Source organism: Tenacibaculum sp., assembly GCF_050290165.1.
Classification (GTDB): Bacteria; Bacteroidota; Bacteroidia; order Flavobacteriales; family Flavobacteriaceae; genus Polaribacter.
Genome location: NZ_JBNKHD010000015.1, coordinates 404,736 through 419,530 on the forward strand (window position 1 = coordinate 404,736; position 14,795 = coordinate 419,530).

Sequence of the window (14,795 nt, forward strand, 5' to 3'; positions counted from 1 at the left end):
GAAAAAGGATATATGTTTTTACTGAATCAGTTCCCAAACGATAGCGGACCAATTTATCAAGAAACCATAGCAGGAAGGTTACCAGTAGAGCCTTTCAATACGTTTAGCAACCTAATTTTTATTGCTTTACTGATTTATTTTGGAAGTAAAGTCTATAAAAATCCGAGACAATACCCATTTTTTTTATTTGCAATTCCCATAATATTTATCAGTTGGGTTGGAGGAACGATGTTTCATGGAACAAGAAGTGATGAAGTTTGGTTGTTGTTAGATTGGGTTCCCATCATGGTTGTATGCTTGGGAGCTATTGTGTATTTTGTTCAAAAAATTAAAAAAAAATGGTCGCAACGAATAGGGATCTTATTAGGAATGTTGCTAGTATCTATTTTACCAAGGTTTTTACCAATACCTACAGGATATAGAACATCGTTTGGTTATGCAGTTACAGCGTTAGCAGTGGTAACACCCTTGATATGGTATGCATATAAAACACATTGGAAAAATGTAAAATATATTGTGTATGGAGCAATGGTTTTTGGTATGGCCTTATTGTTTAGAACTTTAGATAATAAGGTAGTGTTATTGCCCATGGGAACTCACTGGTTGTGGCATACCTTTGGAGGTGTAGCAGTATTCTTTTTACTATATTATATTTACAAGGATGAGCAAGAACTAACGTAGTTCAGTAAATTTTTTTCTTCCAAGCGCATAATATTGCCAAACAACAGAACCATGAAGGTTATAAGTCGATTTTTGTTGTGATTTTTTACGTTTCTTGATGAACCTAAAAAGATTCATGTAGAAGCTAAAATGTGCTTTTAAAATAGCCCAAAGATGTTTTGGCTTTCCTTCCAATAAAAACTTAATACCAGCCAATCCGTCTAAAGCTAAGCGAGAAAAGATAATAGGAAAAAGTTTGTTAGAAGGTAAGTTTTTAACCAAATTTAACAGGCTATTTCTAAAATTTAGATATGTCTTTTTAGGATTGATAGTTTCAAGCGTTGCCCCACCAACATGATACACGGTTGAATTCCCTACATATTTTATGGTATGCCCGTTATTTTTAGCTCGCCAACACAAATCAATTTCTTCTTGATGAGCAAAAAAGTCTTCATCAAAACCTTGTAGTTGATGAAAAACTTGAGAGCGAATAAAAAAACAAGCTCCAGACGCCCAGAAAATTTCAGTAGTGTCGTCGAATTGCCCGTTATCCGATTCTAAATCGTTAAAAAGTCGTCCTCTACAATATGGATATCCAAACGCGTCAATAAAACCACCACCAGCACCAGCATATTCAAATTTAGTTTTGTCTTTAAAGTCTAAAATTTTAGGTTGAATAATAGCAGTATTGTATTCTTCTTTAAAAACAGATAGAATAAGAGTTAACCAATTTTTGGTAACTTCAATATCAGAATTTACTAAACAATATATATCAGCATCAATATGTTTTAAAGCATCATTGTATCCTTTAGCATACCCACCATTCTCTTCGTTTTTTACAATTTTAACAGAAGGGAAATGTTGTTTGATAAATTCAATTGAATCGTCGGAAGAAGCATTGTCGGCAACATAAACTTCAGCTTCTTCAGAACTAAAGTTTACCACTGAAGGTAAAAACTGTTCTAACAATTTTTTTCCGTTCCAATTTAATATGACAATAGCGGTTTTCAAGAAACCAAAAATACATTTTTAAGTTGATTTATGTAGAGAAAAAGTTAATTTATAACTACTCTTAAAGCTGTATTAGTAAGTCTATTTTTTATGATTCAGAGTTAAAAACTACCTAACATTTTCTAAGTTGAAGCTAAAGGGTTCAGAACTAGCGTTTGGACCTCCTCCAGTCATAACTATATCGGCACTATTAATACCAAACAAGCTAATTTCAGTATTAATTTGCGAAATGATAGCAGAGTTTATAATGTCTCCTTCTACAATTTGTGAAACGACTCCGATATAAATACTTGGAGTAAATTTAAAAATAGCTTTTTGAGCAGGGGCAATTCCTCTTTTAGTAGCTAATAATTTACCATCTTTATAACAGTTGGCATCAATAGCACCAGTAATTAGGTTGTTTCTTACTTCTACTTCATCCGGATTTACTGTTGGATTTGAAGATTTTTGTAAAATATTTCCAGAACTGCTATTAGTCATTTCAAAAGCATCTCCATAGTTAGAGGTTAATGTAGGTGTGTGGTTCCCATAGGAATCACTAGCAGCAACTTGAAAGTCGGTAGAGTAATTGATAGGATGGCTATCCATATAACCTGGATTCCTTATTACTTTCCATGCAGTAGCAGTATCATCAAAACTGTCAGCAACGTTCTTTTGGAAAATCACAATACTACTGTTATTTACATCATTCGACTTGTTTACAAAGTTTAATTTAATACTGTTACTCATGACCAATTTTAAAAAATTTCTTGTTAAGTAGGTGAATTTAAGAAAAGAATTAAGTTAGGAGTAAAAGGATGTTATGAACGTGTTGTTTTATGGATTGAAATATGTGTAAGAAGTCATAAAAGAAATTACAGTCATTGCGAGTGAAACGAAGCAATCTTTTTATCGAGAATGAGATAGTCATGTTATTATCACTTCATATTATGACGTTTTGCAGTCCTGTCATTCCGAAGAACAGAGGAGGGGAAATCGTAAGGTTCAGCAAAGCTAAATCTCATTCAACTAAGAAACTACTATGTTTAAGATTTCTCAGTCGTAACCTCTTTCGAAATGACGTCTTATTTTTGTGATTTCGAGCGAAAGCGAGAAATCTCATGAGGTGAGTACCCCTTATTCTTCAATAAACAACTTCTCCCAAGTATTTTTCCATCCTTTGTTTGTAACTCTTTCTCGATAAGTAGTTAAATCGAAATTAGGAGTAGGTTTTACAATAAGATTGAATAAATCACTTAAACCGTATGGAGCAATAAATTCAATTTGATTGTTAGAATTTAGTTTAACAGCAATAGCAGTAGCTGTTTCAGGCCAGTAAGAAATAGCATCACAACAATTTTCATATTGGGAATGACCGTTTCTTACACTCATTCTAACTTGGTTTTTTACAGACCAGTTTACTGTAGGAATTATAGTATGTAGCTTTTTTTCTAAAGTTAATTCGTACTCTTTGGAAGAATCATTTTTATCAAAAAAAATAACATCAATATCGTTTAGTGAAGTTCGGGTTCTTTGGTGTTTATAGTCCCAGATTTTGTTTCTAACAAATCCAGCTCCAATCCAACAGTCAGATAAGTTTAAACTTTTAACGGTTTCTAAAATGGATAGCATCCAAGCATCATTTTCTATGATGGTTACAAATTCAGTAGTAAAATCGTTTTCCATATGGGGTTAAGTATATTCAGGAATATCTCTTAAAAACACATAGGTTTCATTCTTCTTATCTAATACACAAAAAAAGTGCTGTAACCCATTAGTAACAATCAAATAATTAGCATTGAGCTTTAAATTGTATCGTGCAATTTGGTCAAAAGTATCTTGAGTTATTTTTATGTGCGGAGCTTTACATTCTACAATGATATTAGGGTGTCCATCAGAATTGAAAATAACAATATCCGTGCGCTTTTTTAAGTTATTAATAACTAGTTGTTTTTCAATAGCGATTAAAGAAATTGGGTAATTTTTTTCTTGAACTAGCCATTGAGAAAAATGCTGTCGCACCCATTCCTCAGGAGTTAAGACCACATATTTTTTTCTCAAATTATCAAAAATAAGCGTCTTATTTTCGTTACTTTTGAGCTTAAATGTATAGCTAGGAAGATTGAGCTTTTGCATATACCAAAAGTAAGAAAATTATAAGTCATTCCGAACGACGAAATAGGAGAAACAGTCATTTCGAACGAATGCGAGAAATCTCAACAATAAGAGTTACTCGTTTGAAAAGATAATAGCGTTTCGTCATTGCGAACAATAGTGAAGCAATCTTTTTTCGAAAAGAGATAGCCACGTCGTTTTCACTCTTCGCTATGATGTTCCAGTTTTGTCATTCCGACCAGAGGACGGAATCTCATAAGGAGAGTGATTTATATTATTGAGATTTCTCAGTCGTAACCTCTTTCGAAATGACATTAGTTATAACATTTTAAACAATAACACCCAAAAGAAGGTAGAAGAAAGACTCATGAACGAAATTAAATCCATCATATCTGATATTAAAGGAGGCAACATTAAACCTATTTATTTTTTAATGGGGGAAGAGCCGTATTACATTGACAAAATTTCAGATTATATAGAAGATAATGTGCTTGATGAGTCTGAAAAAGGGTTCAATCAAGTGGTAATGTATGGTCGTGATGTATCGATAGAGGAAATTGTGTCGTCAGCAAAACGATTTCCTATGATGGCTGAAAAGCAAGTAATCATTGTTAAAGAAGCCCAAGATTTAAGCCGTTCCATAGAAAAGATAGAAGCGTATGCGGAAAATCCACAACCTAGTACGGTATTAGTATTTAATTACAAATACAAAAAACTCGATAAGCGTAAGAAGGCATACAAAGTTATAGCCAAAAACGGACTTATTTACGAGAGTAAAAAGCTATATGAGAATCAGGTAGCGGATTGGATTCGTCAGGTGTTGGGAGGAAAAAAGTTCAACATAGAACCTAAAGCAGCACAAATGCTGGTGGAGTTTTTAGGAACCGATCTCAGTAAAATTAGTAATGAGTTAGATAAATTAACTTCAGTATTGCCTGCTGAAACGATTATTAACGATAAGCATATTGAAGAAAATATTGGTATTTCAAAGGACTTCAACAATTTTGAGTTACGTAAAGCTGTAGGAGAACGTGATGTGGTTAAAGCAAACAGAATTATCAATTATTTTGCACAAAACCCAAAGAACAATCCGTTGGTAATGACGATTTCTTTGTTGAATAGCTTTTTTACACAGTTGTTACTATATCACGGATTAAAAGATAAATCGAAAGCTTCTGTAGCTAAAAATTTAGGAGTGAATCCTTATTTTGTTGATGATTATGTAAATGCTGCTCGTAATTATCCAATGCGTAAAGTATCGCAAATTATCGCTTTATTACGTGAAGCCGATGTAAAGAGTAAAGGGGTTGGTGCTAATCAAACTCAGGCAGATATTTTAAAAGAATTACTTTTTAAAATATTGCATTAGAGTTTCTATTAAGGAGAACTAAACTAAGATAATAATTAATTTTTGTGGTAATCTAATCTTTTCTTTCTGCTAAGAAAAGTTGATTATTGTTTAAATCAGAAAAATAAGCTAATCGAATCCAACCGTCATTTTCCAACTTGAATTCAATTCCTTTAGCTTCTAATTCTTTAATAGTCGCATCGAATTCAGTAATACCAAATCCAATAGAAAGGTTATTCCCATATACTATTTTATCAGATGTAGGATGCAAGCCTATTAATAAATCGGGAGCTTGGATCTCAGCATAGTGATCTCCATATCTATTTATTAATTCTAAACCTAATTTGTGATGATAAAACTCAACGGCTTGATCCAAGTTTGATACCATCATATTAACTCTACAAGTTTTCAGATTTTTCATGTGTAATTACTTTTAGCAGTATAGATAGTTTAAGTTAGAAGTAAAAAAGATAGTATATCTAAAAGAGTTAATTTAGTGTTTTTCAATATAAAAACAAAAAGGAGGTTTAAAAACCTCCTTTCTAATTAAATATTTTTTACAAAATTTAAAAATACTTTTTTGTGACGTTCTAAATCCATATCAGGAGATAACGCTACGCGAGCAATATAATCTTTATCACCTTCTTTCGTAGTTCCTTGCGTTGAGGTAGCAGGTATTGTCCAATAACAACCTTTTAACTGGCCGTAGCTTACACAATACTTGCTTTCATTAGGAATTTCAGTAATCATCAAGTTGATTAGCTTTAAATTTAGTGCTCTTTTATAAGCTTCTTTTTCTTCCGCGGTATTTCCTTTGGTAGGAAGGTCTAATGAAAATACAGAAGGCATGAATCCTTGAGTAGCCAATTCTTCAGAAACAAAGTTAATTTTAGCATCCGGTAAAACTTCTTCAATAAAGTTTACAAATGAACGGGTGTTTTTATAAGCATCAACAATTCGTTGATTCATCGATGGCATTTGTTTTGCTAATATTTCATATTGAAGCGGAGTTGCTTCGTTATCGCAAATGTGCAAGTGTTTTTCGATTTTATCGATTAGCGGATTTGTTGTTTTGTTTCCAACACAATAACCTGCAGTACATTTACCTCCACTTGGGAATTTAGATCCGCTGGTAAAAGAAATAGTTCTAACCGAAGCTAACATATCTGTATCACCTAAAAAGTGCACGTTCGGACAGAAAGTTTGATCTAAAATAAAAACAGGATCAACTGCAATTTCACCAGTTGGAGTAGTACGCTTCTTGCTTAAAACATCCCTCAAATCAGTAAGGTTTGGCACTTCAACTCTTGGATTTGTAGGGATTTCAGCAATGATATAAGGAACAGCATCTTGTTGAGCAATGTTAGCTAAAACAGTATCAATACTTTCTACCATATCGTTGTCACCATCAACAGCAAAATCTACGACTTCTACATTATCAAGACTAGCAGCAATACGTCTCGCCTGATCGTTGGTACCACCGTAACAGTTAGGTGGAACTACAATTTTAATTGCTTTTCCTAGGTGATTTTCAAGCGCATAATCGATCAATCCCATTAAAATGGCATATTGTATTGAAAGTCCGCTAGAACCTACTAAAGCTTTGGTGCTGGTATTCGTAATTTCATTGATTAAGTTAACAACTTTTGCTTTGTTTTGTACTACATCAGTCACAGTAGTATCAGAAGATTCACCCACAAGACCTTTTAAAGCAATAAAGGTATTGGTTGGAGTCATGGCAATAGTTTCTCTTCTTCTTACATGTTGAATTTCTGAAACATAACTTTCATTTTGCTCACCGTTAACCAATAAAATACTACCTAATTCAGGATGCGTATTGATGATAAAATCTATAGTAGCTATGGTATTAAAATGACAAATATCTTTTTGTTCAGAAATGAATACGGTACTACCATCAAATTCAGTAATGTCTTCAATGGTATCAATTTTTTGTAATTCAAATTGATATCCGTATACGTTTTTTATAATATCTGCATCAAAAGAGCTTGGTAACTCGTTAGTGTATACTATTCGTGTGTTTTTGTTAGCAAACAAATTTGCTCTTAACACTGCTAATACGGGAACCGTTTGCGACGAAAAGCTAATTACATTTTCTGCTTTGGTGTAGTGTAATTTGGCAATTGTCCATTCTAATACAGATGATAAAGGATGCCCTAAACGAATATAATCGTATGCAGTAGGTAATTCCTTCAATGCAGTAGCAGTTGCATTGTTGTTGTTATACAAATCTTCAAACTGCTCTAAAAACTGAGTTTTAGCTAGCTCTTCTACGTAAATATCTAGTCGGTGTGTAGTTAGATCTAGCCAATCAGTGGGCATATTTTCTAATACACTTTTTATATATGGAAGTATAGTATTGTCTTGCATTGTAGGCGTCTTTTAATAAGCCTGCAAGATACGTTAATTTGAAATTTTTTGAAAGGTTAGGAGAAAGGTATATTAAGTTTTGTGCTTATTCTAAGCTCTAAAAGTTAGTAGGAAAAACCATACTAACTTTTAGAGTTTTAAAATTATTTATTATTTCGTTCAGTAGGTTTGATAATCATTCTAAAATACTGGTCTTTATAAATATAGTAACCCAACCAGTTATACAGTGTTCTTACCTTATTTTTAAAATTGACAAGTCCCATAATGTGTACAAAAATCCAAATTAACCAAGCTACAAAACCTTTTAAAGATTGTTTTTGCCCAGGAAAATCCAATACAGCTTTGTTGCGTCCTATAATAGCTAACGAACCTTTATCGTTGTACTGAAAAGGCTTCCAGTTGTTAGCTTTTCTATTCAAGTTGTCAGCTAAATTTTTAGCTTGTTGTAAAGCAGGTTGCGCTAATTGAGGATGTCCGTTAGGATATTTTTCATCACCAACAATTAAGGCGCAATCTCCCAATGCATAAATATTATCGTACGGATAAACTTGGTTAAACTGGTTTGTTTTTAACCTTTTACCGGCTCCAAAACTGTCTTTTGAAAATCCGTCAAATGTTTTGGCAGCGACTCCTGCCGCCCAAATAAGATTTTTAGATTGAATTTTATCCCCGTTAGATAAGTCTACAGTTTCTCCGTCAAAATTCTTTACCAAGGTGTTCATAACTAAGCTTACCCCAAGGTCTGCTAGTTTTTTGGAAGTATATGCTTGAGCATTTTTAGACATTGAGGCTAAAACAGATTCATTTCCATCAATTAAATAGATTTCACCAAGATCTTCTTGACTTAATTCAGGATAATCTTTGGTAATAATAGAAACCTTCATTTCAGATAATATTCCTGAAAGTTCTACCCCTGTTGGTCCAGCACCTGCAATAACAAAGGTCAAGTATTTTTTTCTTTCTTCAGGATTTTGAATTCTTGTGGCGCGGTCAAATCGAGTGAGAATAACGTTTCTAAGAGACAAGGCATCGCTAATCGTTTTCATAGGTAAACTGTATTTTTCGATGTTTTTGTTACCGAAAAAGTTAGTTTCAGTACCCGTTGCCATAACTAAGATGTCGTAAGTAAATTCTCCGTTGCTTAAAATGACTTTATTTTCTTCAGGAACCACTTTTTCGAGAGCCCCTAACCGAAAACGGACATTTTTTAATTTTCGTAAGATTTTTCTGAACGGATAGCTAATAGCAGAAGGCTCCATAAAACCTGTGGATACCTGATATATTAAAGGAGGAAAAAAGTTGTAATTATTACTGTCAACCAAAATGATTTGGTAATTAGCTGAATTTCCTAGTCTTTTTACAAGTTCTAACCCTGCAAAACCACCACCTATAACGACAATTTTTTTAAGATTTTCCATACACTACTTATGCCTTTTGTTTTAACTAATACAAAGGTAGGGAAGGAGATTTTGGTAAAAATTAAACTGGTTTAAGAAAAGGTTTTTTGTAGCTGTTTTGCTGTAAAAGTAATATAGCTACTCAATTTTTAGGCATGTGTATGTCTTTTAATTTCACTCATGTATTCAGGAGTTAAACCAAGAAAACTAGCTAATACATATTGAGGCACTCTTTGTACAAACTCAGGAAACTTATTTTTAAATCGATAATAAATCTCTTCTTTAGAGTAGTTATTTATATATTTTAACCGCATTAAAGCGGCACCATAGGCCATTTCATAAATACTTCTAAAGTATTTTTCCATCTTTGGAAATTGCGCTAACAACTCTTGATATTTAGAAAAGGAGATAGACAATACTTCTGATTTCTCCACGGTTTCTACATAAAAATTAGCAGGGTGTTGATTTTGAAAGGCTAAAAAATCGGTTAACCACCAGGTTTCTATGGCAAATTGAGTTGTTTTTTTATTGCCTAAACTATCAATAAAGTAGAGCTGTAAGCAACCTTTGCCAACAAAAAATAGTTGATCGCATCGTTTTTCTTCAACTAATAAGGTTTCTTTTTTTTTGTAAGAGTGATAATCAAAAAAAGAGGCAATTTCAGTGAGTTCTTTTTCTGAAAGATCTATATAGGTTTTTATATGATCTGTTAATGTATTGTATGACATTGGTTGGTGTTGTACTCAATAAAATTTTAAAATAATTGAGTGTTTAAATATGCTTTAAAGATACGAGAATTTGAAGTTTTTAGAAAGGTTTAGGATAAGGGATTTTGCTATGGTTTTTATAAATACTACCTGTTGTTTTAAATATATTCTAATTTTTAGGTTGATACTTTGTTTCCAAACATTCCTTCAATTACAAATTTTAAATCTTTTTGCATTTTTATTGCTTTTACTTCTTCTTGATTTTCTGGTTTTAATTGATCTTTAATAGAACTAAATTCATATCCGAAAAATTGATGAAATCCTATCAAGAAGAAAGTTGATAGCATTAGATTATTGTGAGTAATCAGACTTTCCATATCAGATTTGAACTCCTTGGACTCTATTTGGATTTTTTTTTCTTTGCTTAAATATTCAAACTCTTTTGGTATTGGTTCTTTTATAGGGAATCCGTCGTAATGCTTTACGCAATTACTTATCCAGTTAATTTTTTTAGTAATATGAAAATTATTTACTGTCTTTTTTAATACAATACCAAATTCGTTTTTTAGATAATTTTCAAGAGGAATAAATTCATTTTCGAAATCCAAGTCTTTGAAGAACTCATCCATTAAAGGTAATAGCCGTTTAATATATCCTTCATATTTGTGATAAGCGCCGACATATCCAAGACGTATAGTTTCATAATAGTTTTCTTTAAATTCTTCTTCAGTAATATGAAAAAAATCTTTGTATTTTGAATGTTTTATTTCTCTTTTAGTTTCATTTATTGAATTACGAGAAGCAGGGAGATAATATTGAATGAATAGATTTTGATAAGCCCTAAACTCTGAAACAAGTCTGACAACAAAATTGAAAAATTTATTACCCATTGGGTCATTTTGGGTCAATTCAAAATCCTTAATTTTTGAGAATTCTTTTAAAAGATTCTCTACTATTAAATCGATTGAATTTTGTTTTTTCATTTTTAAATTGTGTTTATAATTTTTATAAAATTTAGTTCGAGAGTTTTATGCTTTTACGCAATCTTAGTTCCGTTCTTCACGGTACGTTCGGTGGTTAAAAGTGTTACCTCTTTATCATCACCTAAACCACCCAAAACCAAACATTCGCTCATCATATTGGCAATTTGTTTTTTAGGAAAGTTCACTACAGCTACTACTTGTTTGCCTATCAATTCTTGTGGTTGGTATAATTTGGTAATTTGTGCTGAGGTTTTTTTAATTCCGTAGTCGCCAAAATCTACCTGCATTTTATAAGCAGGATTTTTTACTTCTTCAAAAATTTCAGCAGAAATAATAGTACCAATGCGCATTTCTACTTTTGTAAAATCGTTCCAAGTAAGTGTATTCTCTTCCATATGTTTATAACCCTATAAGGGAGTCTGTATTTTTATTAATTATTTGTCACCTAACAATCGTTTCGCTGCTGTAAATGGTGTGGTTTTTCCACTTTCCAGTTTGGCAACTTCTTGCTGCAACAATTCTTTAATTTTTGGGTTGTTGTAAAAATTACTTTTTAATTGTTGGTTAATGGTTTCTAACAACCAATAGTTATTCTGTTCGTTTCTTTTTTGTTGAAAATATCCAGAGTTTTTTGCCAGCGTGATGTATTCATCAATCATGGTATAAATAGCATCAATTCCTTGATGTTGTAGCGCACTTGCCAACAATACTTTGGGTTGCCAACCACTATCTTTTGGCGGATATAAATGTAAGGCTCTGTTAAACTCAACTTTGGCAATCTTCGCATTTTTTTCGTTACCGCTGTCTGCTTTGTTAATCACAATAGCATCTGCCATTTCAATAATTCCACGCTTAATTCCTTGCAATTCATCACCAGCACCTGCCAGCTTCAACAATAAAAAGAAATCGGTCATGGAATGTACCGCAGTTTCTGATTGACCAACACCTACAGTTTCTATAATAATGGTATCAAATCCTGCTGCTTCGCACAAAATAATACTTTCACGTGTTTTTTGGGCAACACCACCTAGTGAAGTACCCGAAGGAGAGGGACGGATAAAGGCATTTTCATCAGTAACCAATTCTTCCATACGAGTTTTGTCTCCTAAAATACTTCCTTTGTGTACCGAGCTACTTGGATCTACTGCTAATACTGCAACTTTTTTACCTAGTGAAGTTAAATGTTTTCCGAAAGACTCTATAAACGTACTTTTTCCAACTCCAGGCACTCCCGTAATTCCAATTCGTACCGATTTATTGGCATGTGGCAAGCAAGCTTCTAAAATTTCATTTGCTTGTTCTTGGTGTTTTGGATTGGTACTTTCTACTAAGGTAATCGCTCTACTTAAAAAAGGAATGTTTCCTGCTAATATTTGGGTTACAAATTCTTCGGTAGAGGTGCTTTTTCTTCTGCTACGTTTTATTTTTTCTGCGGATGATTTGCTAGTAGTTTCAGGTTGTGAAACCCCATCTTTTTCAGTAAGTGCAGATTTGTTTTTATCGGTCATTGTATAGCTAAAACAGAATAATAATGTAAATTTAGAAATAAAAATGCAGGAAAATGCAACGGAGTATAAAAAGACTCGTCTTTAGGGTAAGAAATCAAGAATGAAATCAACCAAACAGATACATCAACCGGTTATAGATGCCTGTAAAAATAATGATGCAAAAGCACAAATGCAATTGTATGATTTGTATTGTGATGCTATGTATACAGTGGCGTTACGCTATGTGAAAGATTCATTTACTGCGGAAGATGTGATGCAAGAAGCGTTTATAAAAGCGTTTAAAAGTATGGATTCTTACAAAGAAGAAGTAACGTTTGGAGCTTGGTTGAAAAGGATTGTCATCAATCAAAGTATTGATTACTTAAAGAAAAAGAAGTTAGAGTTGGTTTCTATAAATGAAGAAACCACCACATGGGTAGATGATGATCATGATAATTGGAATGTAGCGTCGACCATATCGTATCAAGATATTGTGAACTGCATTCAGCAATTGAAAGAGAAGTACAGAATAGTATTGACGCTGTTCTTGTTAGAAGGGTATGACCACGGAGAAATTTCGCAAATATTAGGAATTTCGGAAGTGAGTTCGAGAACACATTTATTACGAGGAAAAAAGCAAGTACAAGAGCAATTAAAAGCAGTACATCATGTCTAAAGATATTAGAGAAATATTAAAGAATGAGGTTGAAAGCACAGAAAGGCTATCAACCAATCACAGACAACGTTTTCAACAAAAGTTGCTAGATGAATTGCATGCAAAACCATCAGCAAAAAAATCATATCAGTGGTTATACATAGCTGCATCAATAGTGTTATTGGTGAGTTTAGGAATTCAATTTTATCCAAAAAATACTGTAGCTCCTGTAATCAAAGAAGTTCCTAAGGAGTTACGAAACCAAATTAGTTTAGGAACTATTTCACCAGAATTAAAAACGGTAGAAGATTACTATGTAAATACCATTAACTACGAGTTAAGTCAACTTGAATTAACGAGTGAAAATAAAGAACTTTTTGACGGTTATTTGACCAAAATAGGTGAATTGACCAAAGAATATAAGTCGTTAACCAAAGAGCTCAATACAAAAGGAGTTAACGATGATACTATCAATGCATTGATTGGAAACCTGCAATTGCGTTTACAGCTGTTAAAACGTATGCAAAAACAATTACAAGAATTTAAAAATCCAACTCAAAATGACATTCAAACAATTTAAAATCAGTGTTTTTTTACTGTTAGTAACTGGCGTTGTATCTGCTCAGAAATACAACAAAAAGTTTAGTGAAAATTTTAATACCAATAAAGATGTGGTAGTAAATATCAATGCATCTAATGCAGAGATTGACGTAACTACTTGGAACAAAAACGAAGTCTTAGTAGAGGCAGTTGTCGAGGTAGAAGGACTTGACCAAAAAGAAGCCCAAAAGTATTTAGACAACTGGAAATTTGAAGCTTTGGGCAATAAGAACAAAGTACAGGTCAACGCAAATAGTAATAGTTTTCGTTCTTTAGGAAATGATAATATTGTGTTCTTTAATTCATCAGATGATAACTTTCCTAGAGTGTTTCAATTTGATGACGATGAGGTAGTGGTAGTTCCTGAAGTAAGAATTCCAGAAATGCCTGAGATGCCAGAAATTCCGGAAATTGAAATCCCTGAAATTAATTTTGAAGAAATTGTTACAGGCTTAGAAGACATAGAGTTTGACTTTGATAAGTATGCAAAAGATGGTGATAATTATTTCTTTACATGGAAAGATGGTGTAAATGATATTACCATTAAGTCGAAAAAAGAATGGGAAGAATTCAAGAAAACAGATAAATACAAAGAGTTTAAAAAGCACCAAGAAGAACGAAAAAAAGAAATTCAAGAGGAGCTAAAAAAAGTAAAGAAAGAAAGAATAAACCAAGAAGAGCTTCGAAAAGAAATGGCGAAAGCTAGAGCGGAGATTAGAAAAATTAATAGAGAAGAGATAAGAAGAGAACTTGAGAAAGCTAGAGAAGAAATGCATAAGGCAAGAGAAGAGATGCATAAAGCAAGAAAGGAAATGCATAAAAATAGTGTTCGTTATTCTTTTTCTACCGATAGTAATGACTTTATGGTGAATGGTAAAAAAGTAAAAATTACTAAGAAAATTACCGTAAAAGTTCCAAAATCGGCAACGTTTGACTTGAATACACGTCACAGTAAAGTAAACTTGCCAAAGACCAAAGCTTCAGGAAAAGTTAGCTATGGTACTTTTAAAGCCGATGCATTGGATGGTGGAAAATTGAATATTTCATATTCGCCTGTAAACATAAATTCATTAAACGCTTGTACGTTGTTCTTAAATAATGTAACCGATGCTCAATTGGCATCGGTTACCAATACAAAGTTGAATTTTAACTCGTCAGGAGTGGTACTAAGTAATGTATATAACGATGTGGAGGTGAATAATGAATTTGGAAACTTAACCATAGTAAAGGTGCATCCTAATCATAACAACTTAAGAATCTTTTTAAATTATTCAGAAGCAGGAGTAAATTTGTTAGGAGCTAACAAAGCCTTTACTATTGAAAGTGGTAAGGTTAAAAATATGAAAGACGGAAGTATAGAATACAACGGAGATTTTACATTGGTTTCAAAAGATAGAAAGATAGAGATAGACGGTAAATACAGTGAGTTAAAATTGAAGAATCAGTAGAAAAGGGAGTTGATAAA

Annotated in this window: 16 protein-coding genes; 5 read left to right on the forward strand and 11 right to left on the reverse strand. The window is 32.7% G+C overall.

The features are described 5' to 3' along the window. Positions 1 to 12 precede the first annotated feature (12 nt). Complete coding sequence (locus ACQY6M_RS13065) at positions 13 to 681, forward strand: hypothetical protein (RefSeq protein WP_428742325.1); 669 nt, start codon at positions 13 to 15, stop codon at positions 679 to 681. Here ACQY6M_RS13065 and ACQY6M_RS13070 read toward each other — a convergent pair. The 4 genes from ACQY6M_RS13070 to ACQY6M_RS13085 all read right to left on the reverse strand — a co-directional run bounded on the left by ACQY6M_RS13070 (position 673) and on the right by ACQY6M_RS13085 (position 3,786). Next, on the reverse strand, positions 673 to 1,671 hold the full coding sequence (locus ACQY6M_RS13070) for a glycosyltransferase family 2 protein (protein ID WP_428742326.1): 999 nt from the start codon (positions 1,669 to 1,671) through the stop codon (positions 673 to 675). The genes ACQY6M_RS13065 and ACQY6M_RS13070 overlap by 9 nt on opposite strands. Before the next feature lie 108 nt (positions 1,672 to 1,779). Further along, positions 1,780 to 2,400 (reverse strand): hypothetical protein, encoded by a 621-nt coding sequence (locus ACQY6M_RS13075; protein WP_428742327.1) that lies wholly within the window; start codon positions 2,398 to 2,400, stop codon positions 1,780 to 1,782. A 387-nt stretch (positions 2,401 to 2,787) separates the two neighbouring features. Next, positions 2,788 to 3,336 carry a nucleotidyltransferase family protein gene (locus ACQY6M_RS13080; RefSeq protein ID WP_428742328.1) on the reverse strand — a complete coding sequence of 183 codons (549 nt, stop codon included), beginning with the start codon at positions 3,334 to 3,336 and terminating at the stop codon, positions 2,788 to 2,790. 6 nt (positions 3,337 to 3,342) lie between these two features. Then, entirely contained in the window at positions 3,343 to 3,786 is a 444-nt protein-coding gene (locus tag ACQY6M_RS13085; RefSeq protein WP_428742329.1) for a type I restriction enzyme HsdR N-terminal domain-containing protein, read from the reverse strand. Positions 3,787 to 4,132: 346 nt separating this feature from the next. On the opposite strand from ACQY6M_RS13085, the gene holA reads away from it, so the two are divergent. Continuing rightward, on the forward strand, positions 4,133 to 5,134 hold the full coding sequence (gene holA, locus ACQY6M_RS13090; protein ID WP_428742330.1) for a DNA polymerase III subunit delta: 1,002 nt from the start codon (positions 4,133 to 4,135) through the stop codon (positions 5,132 to 5,134). 52 nt (positions 5,135 to 5,186) lie between these two features. Here holA and ACQY6M_RS13095 read toward each other — a convergent pair whose 3' ends face one another. The 7 genes from ACQY6M_RS13095 to meaB all read right to left on the reverse strand — a co-directional run bounded on the left by ACQY6M_RS13095 (position 5,187) and on the right by meaB (position 12,096). After that, positions 5,187 to 5,534, reverse strand: coding sequence for a VOC family protein (locus ACQY6M_RS13095; protein WP_428742331.1), 348 nt, complete (start codon positions 5,532 to 5,534; stop codon positions 5,187 to 5,189). Between the two features lie 125 nt (positions 5,535 to 5,659). Next, positions 5,660 to 7,501 (reverse strand): cystathionine beta-synthase, encoded by a 1,842-nt coding sequence (locus ACQY6M_RS13100; protein ID WP_428742332.1) that lies wholly within the window; start codon positions 7,499 to 7,501, stop codon positions 5,660 to 5,662. 143 nt (positions 7,502 to 7,644) lie between these two features. Then, positions 7,645 to 8,919: an NAD(P)/FAD-dependent oxidoreductase gene (locus ACQY6M_RS13105; RefSeq protein ID WP_428742333.1), complete on the reverse strand. Its 1,275-nt coding sequence runs from the start codon at positions 8,917 to 8,919 to the stop codon at positions 7,645 to 7,647. Between the two features lie 128 nt (positions 8,920 to 9,047). Further along, complete coding sequence (locus ACQY6M_RS13110; protein ID WP_428742334.1) at positions 9,048 to 9,626, reverse strand: Crp/Fnr family transcriptional regulator; 579 nt, start codon at positions 9,624 to 9,626, stop codon at positions 9,048 to 9,050. Between the two features lie 155 nt (positions 9,627 to 9,781). After that, a complete protein-coding gene (locus tag ACQY6M_RS13115; RefSeq protein ID WP_428742335.1) occupies positions 9,782 to 10,588 on the reverse strand; it encodes a hypothetical protein in 807 nt (268 codons plus the stop codon). A gap of 53 nt (positions 10,589 to 10,641) precedes the next feature. Beyond that, positions 10,642 to 10,983, reverse strand: coding sequence for a tRNA-binding protein (locus ACQY6M_RS13120; protein ID WP_428742336.1), 342 nt, complete (start codon positions 10,981 to 10,983; stop codon positions 10,642 to 10,644). Positions 10,984 to 11,022: 39 nt separating this feature from the next. Then, the gene (meaB, locus tag ACQY6M_RS13125; protein WP_428742337.1) at positions 11,023 to 12,096 is read right to left on the reverse strand and encodes a methylmalonyl Co-A mutase-associated GTPase MeaB; all 1,074 of its coding nucleotides are present in this window, start codon (positions 12,094 to 12,096) and stop codon (positions 11,023 to 11,025) included. Positions 12,097 to 12,196: 100 nt separating this feature from the next. Between meaB and ACQY6M_RS13130 the strand changes: the two genes are divergently transcribed. From ACQY6M_RS13130 to ACQY6M_RS13140, 3 genes are read left to right on the forward strand one after another with little or no spacing between them, the layout of a single operon-like run. Then, entirely contained in the window at positions 12,197 to 12,751 is a 555-nt protein-coding gene (locus tag ACQY6M_RS13130; RefSeq protein ID WP_428742338.1) for an RNA polymerase sigma factor, read from the forward strand. Next, entirely contained in the window at positions 12,744 to 13,310 is a 567-nt protein-coding gene (locus ACQY6M_RS13135; protein WP_428742339.1) for a hypothetical protein, read from the forward strand. Before ACQY6M_RS13130 ends, ACQY6M_RS13135 begins: the two co-directional genes overlap by 8 nt. Then, a complete protein-coding gene (locus ACQY6M_RS13140) occupies positions 13,291 to 14,778 on the forward strand; it encodes an MAP7 domain-containing protein (RefSeq protein WP_428742340.1) in 1,488 nt (495 codons plus the stop codon). Before ACQY6M_RS13135 ends, ACQY6M_RS13140 begins: the two co-directional genes overlap by 20 nt. The last annotated feature ends 17 nt before the right edge of the window (positions 14,779 to 14,795 follow it).

What these genes read in the sequence shown, in the direction of transcription:
- holA (WP_428742330.1), top strand. Translation starts at nt 4,133, where the DNA reads ATGAACGAAATTAAATCCATCATATCTGATATTAAAGGAGGCAACATT.
- ACQY6M_RS13110 (WP_428742334.1), bottom strand. Translation starts at nt 9,626, where the DNA reads ATGTCATACAATACATTAACAGATCATATAAAAACCTATATAGATCTT.
- ACQY6M_RS13130 (WP_428742338.1), top strand. Translation starts at nt 12,197, where the DNA reads ATGAAATCAACCAAACAGATACATCAACCGGTTATAGATGCCTGTAAA.
- ACQY6M_RS13120 (WP_428742336.1), bottom strand. Translation starts at nt 10,983, where the DNA reads ATGGAAGAGAATACACTTACTTGGAACGATTTTACAAAAGTAGAAATG.
- ACQY6M_RS13075 (WP_428742327.1), bottom strand. Translation starts at nt 2,400, where the DNA reads ATGAGTAACAGTATTAAATTAAACTTTGTAAACAAGTCGAATGATGTA.
- ACQY6M_RS13095 (WP_428742331.1), bottom strand. Translation starts at nt 5,534, where the DNA reads ATGAAAAATCTGAAAACTTGTAGAGTTAATATGATGGTATCAAACTTG.
- ACQY6M_RS13080 (WP_428742328.1), bottom strand. Translation starts at nt 3,336, where the DNA reads ATGGAAAACGATTTTACTACTGAATTTGTAACCATCATAGAAAATGAT.
- meaB (WP_428742337.1), bottom strand. Translation starts at nt 12,096, where the DNA reads ATGACCGATAAAAACAAATCTGCACTTACTGAAAAAGATGGGGTTTCA.
- ACQY6M_RS13105 (WP_428742333.1), bottom strand. Translation starts at nt 8,919, where the DNA reads ATGGAAAATCTTAAAAAAATTGTCGTTATAGGTGGTGGTTTTGCAGGG.
- ACQY6M_RS13065 (WP_428742325.1), top strand. Translation starts at nt 13, where the DNA reads ATGTTTTTACTGAATCAGTTCCCAAACGATAGCGGACCAATTTATCAA.
- ACQY6M_RS13115 (WP_428742335.1), bottom strand. Translation starts at nt 10,588, where the DNA reads ATGAAAAAACAAAATTCAATCGATTTAATAGTAGAGAATCTTTTAAAA.
- ACQY6M_RS13085 (WP_428742329.1), bottom strand. Translation starts at nt 3,786, where the DNA reads ATGCAAAAGCTCAATCTTCCTAGCTATACATTTAAGCTCAAAAGTAAC.
- ACQY6M_RS13100 (WP_428742332.1), bottom strand. Translation starts at nt 7,501, where the DNA reads ATGCAAGACAATACTATACTTCCATATATAAAAAGTGTATTAGAAAAT.
- ACQY6M_RS13140 (WP_428742340.1), top strand. Translation starts at nt 13,291, where the DNA reads ATGACATTCAAACAATTTAAAATCAGTGTTTTTTTACTGTTAGTAACT.
- ACQY6M_RS13135 (WP_428742339.1), top strand. Translation starts at nt 12,744, where the DNA reads ATGTCTAAAGATATTAGAGAAATATTAAAGAATGAGGTTGAAAGCACA.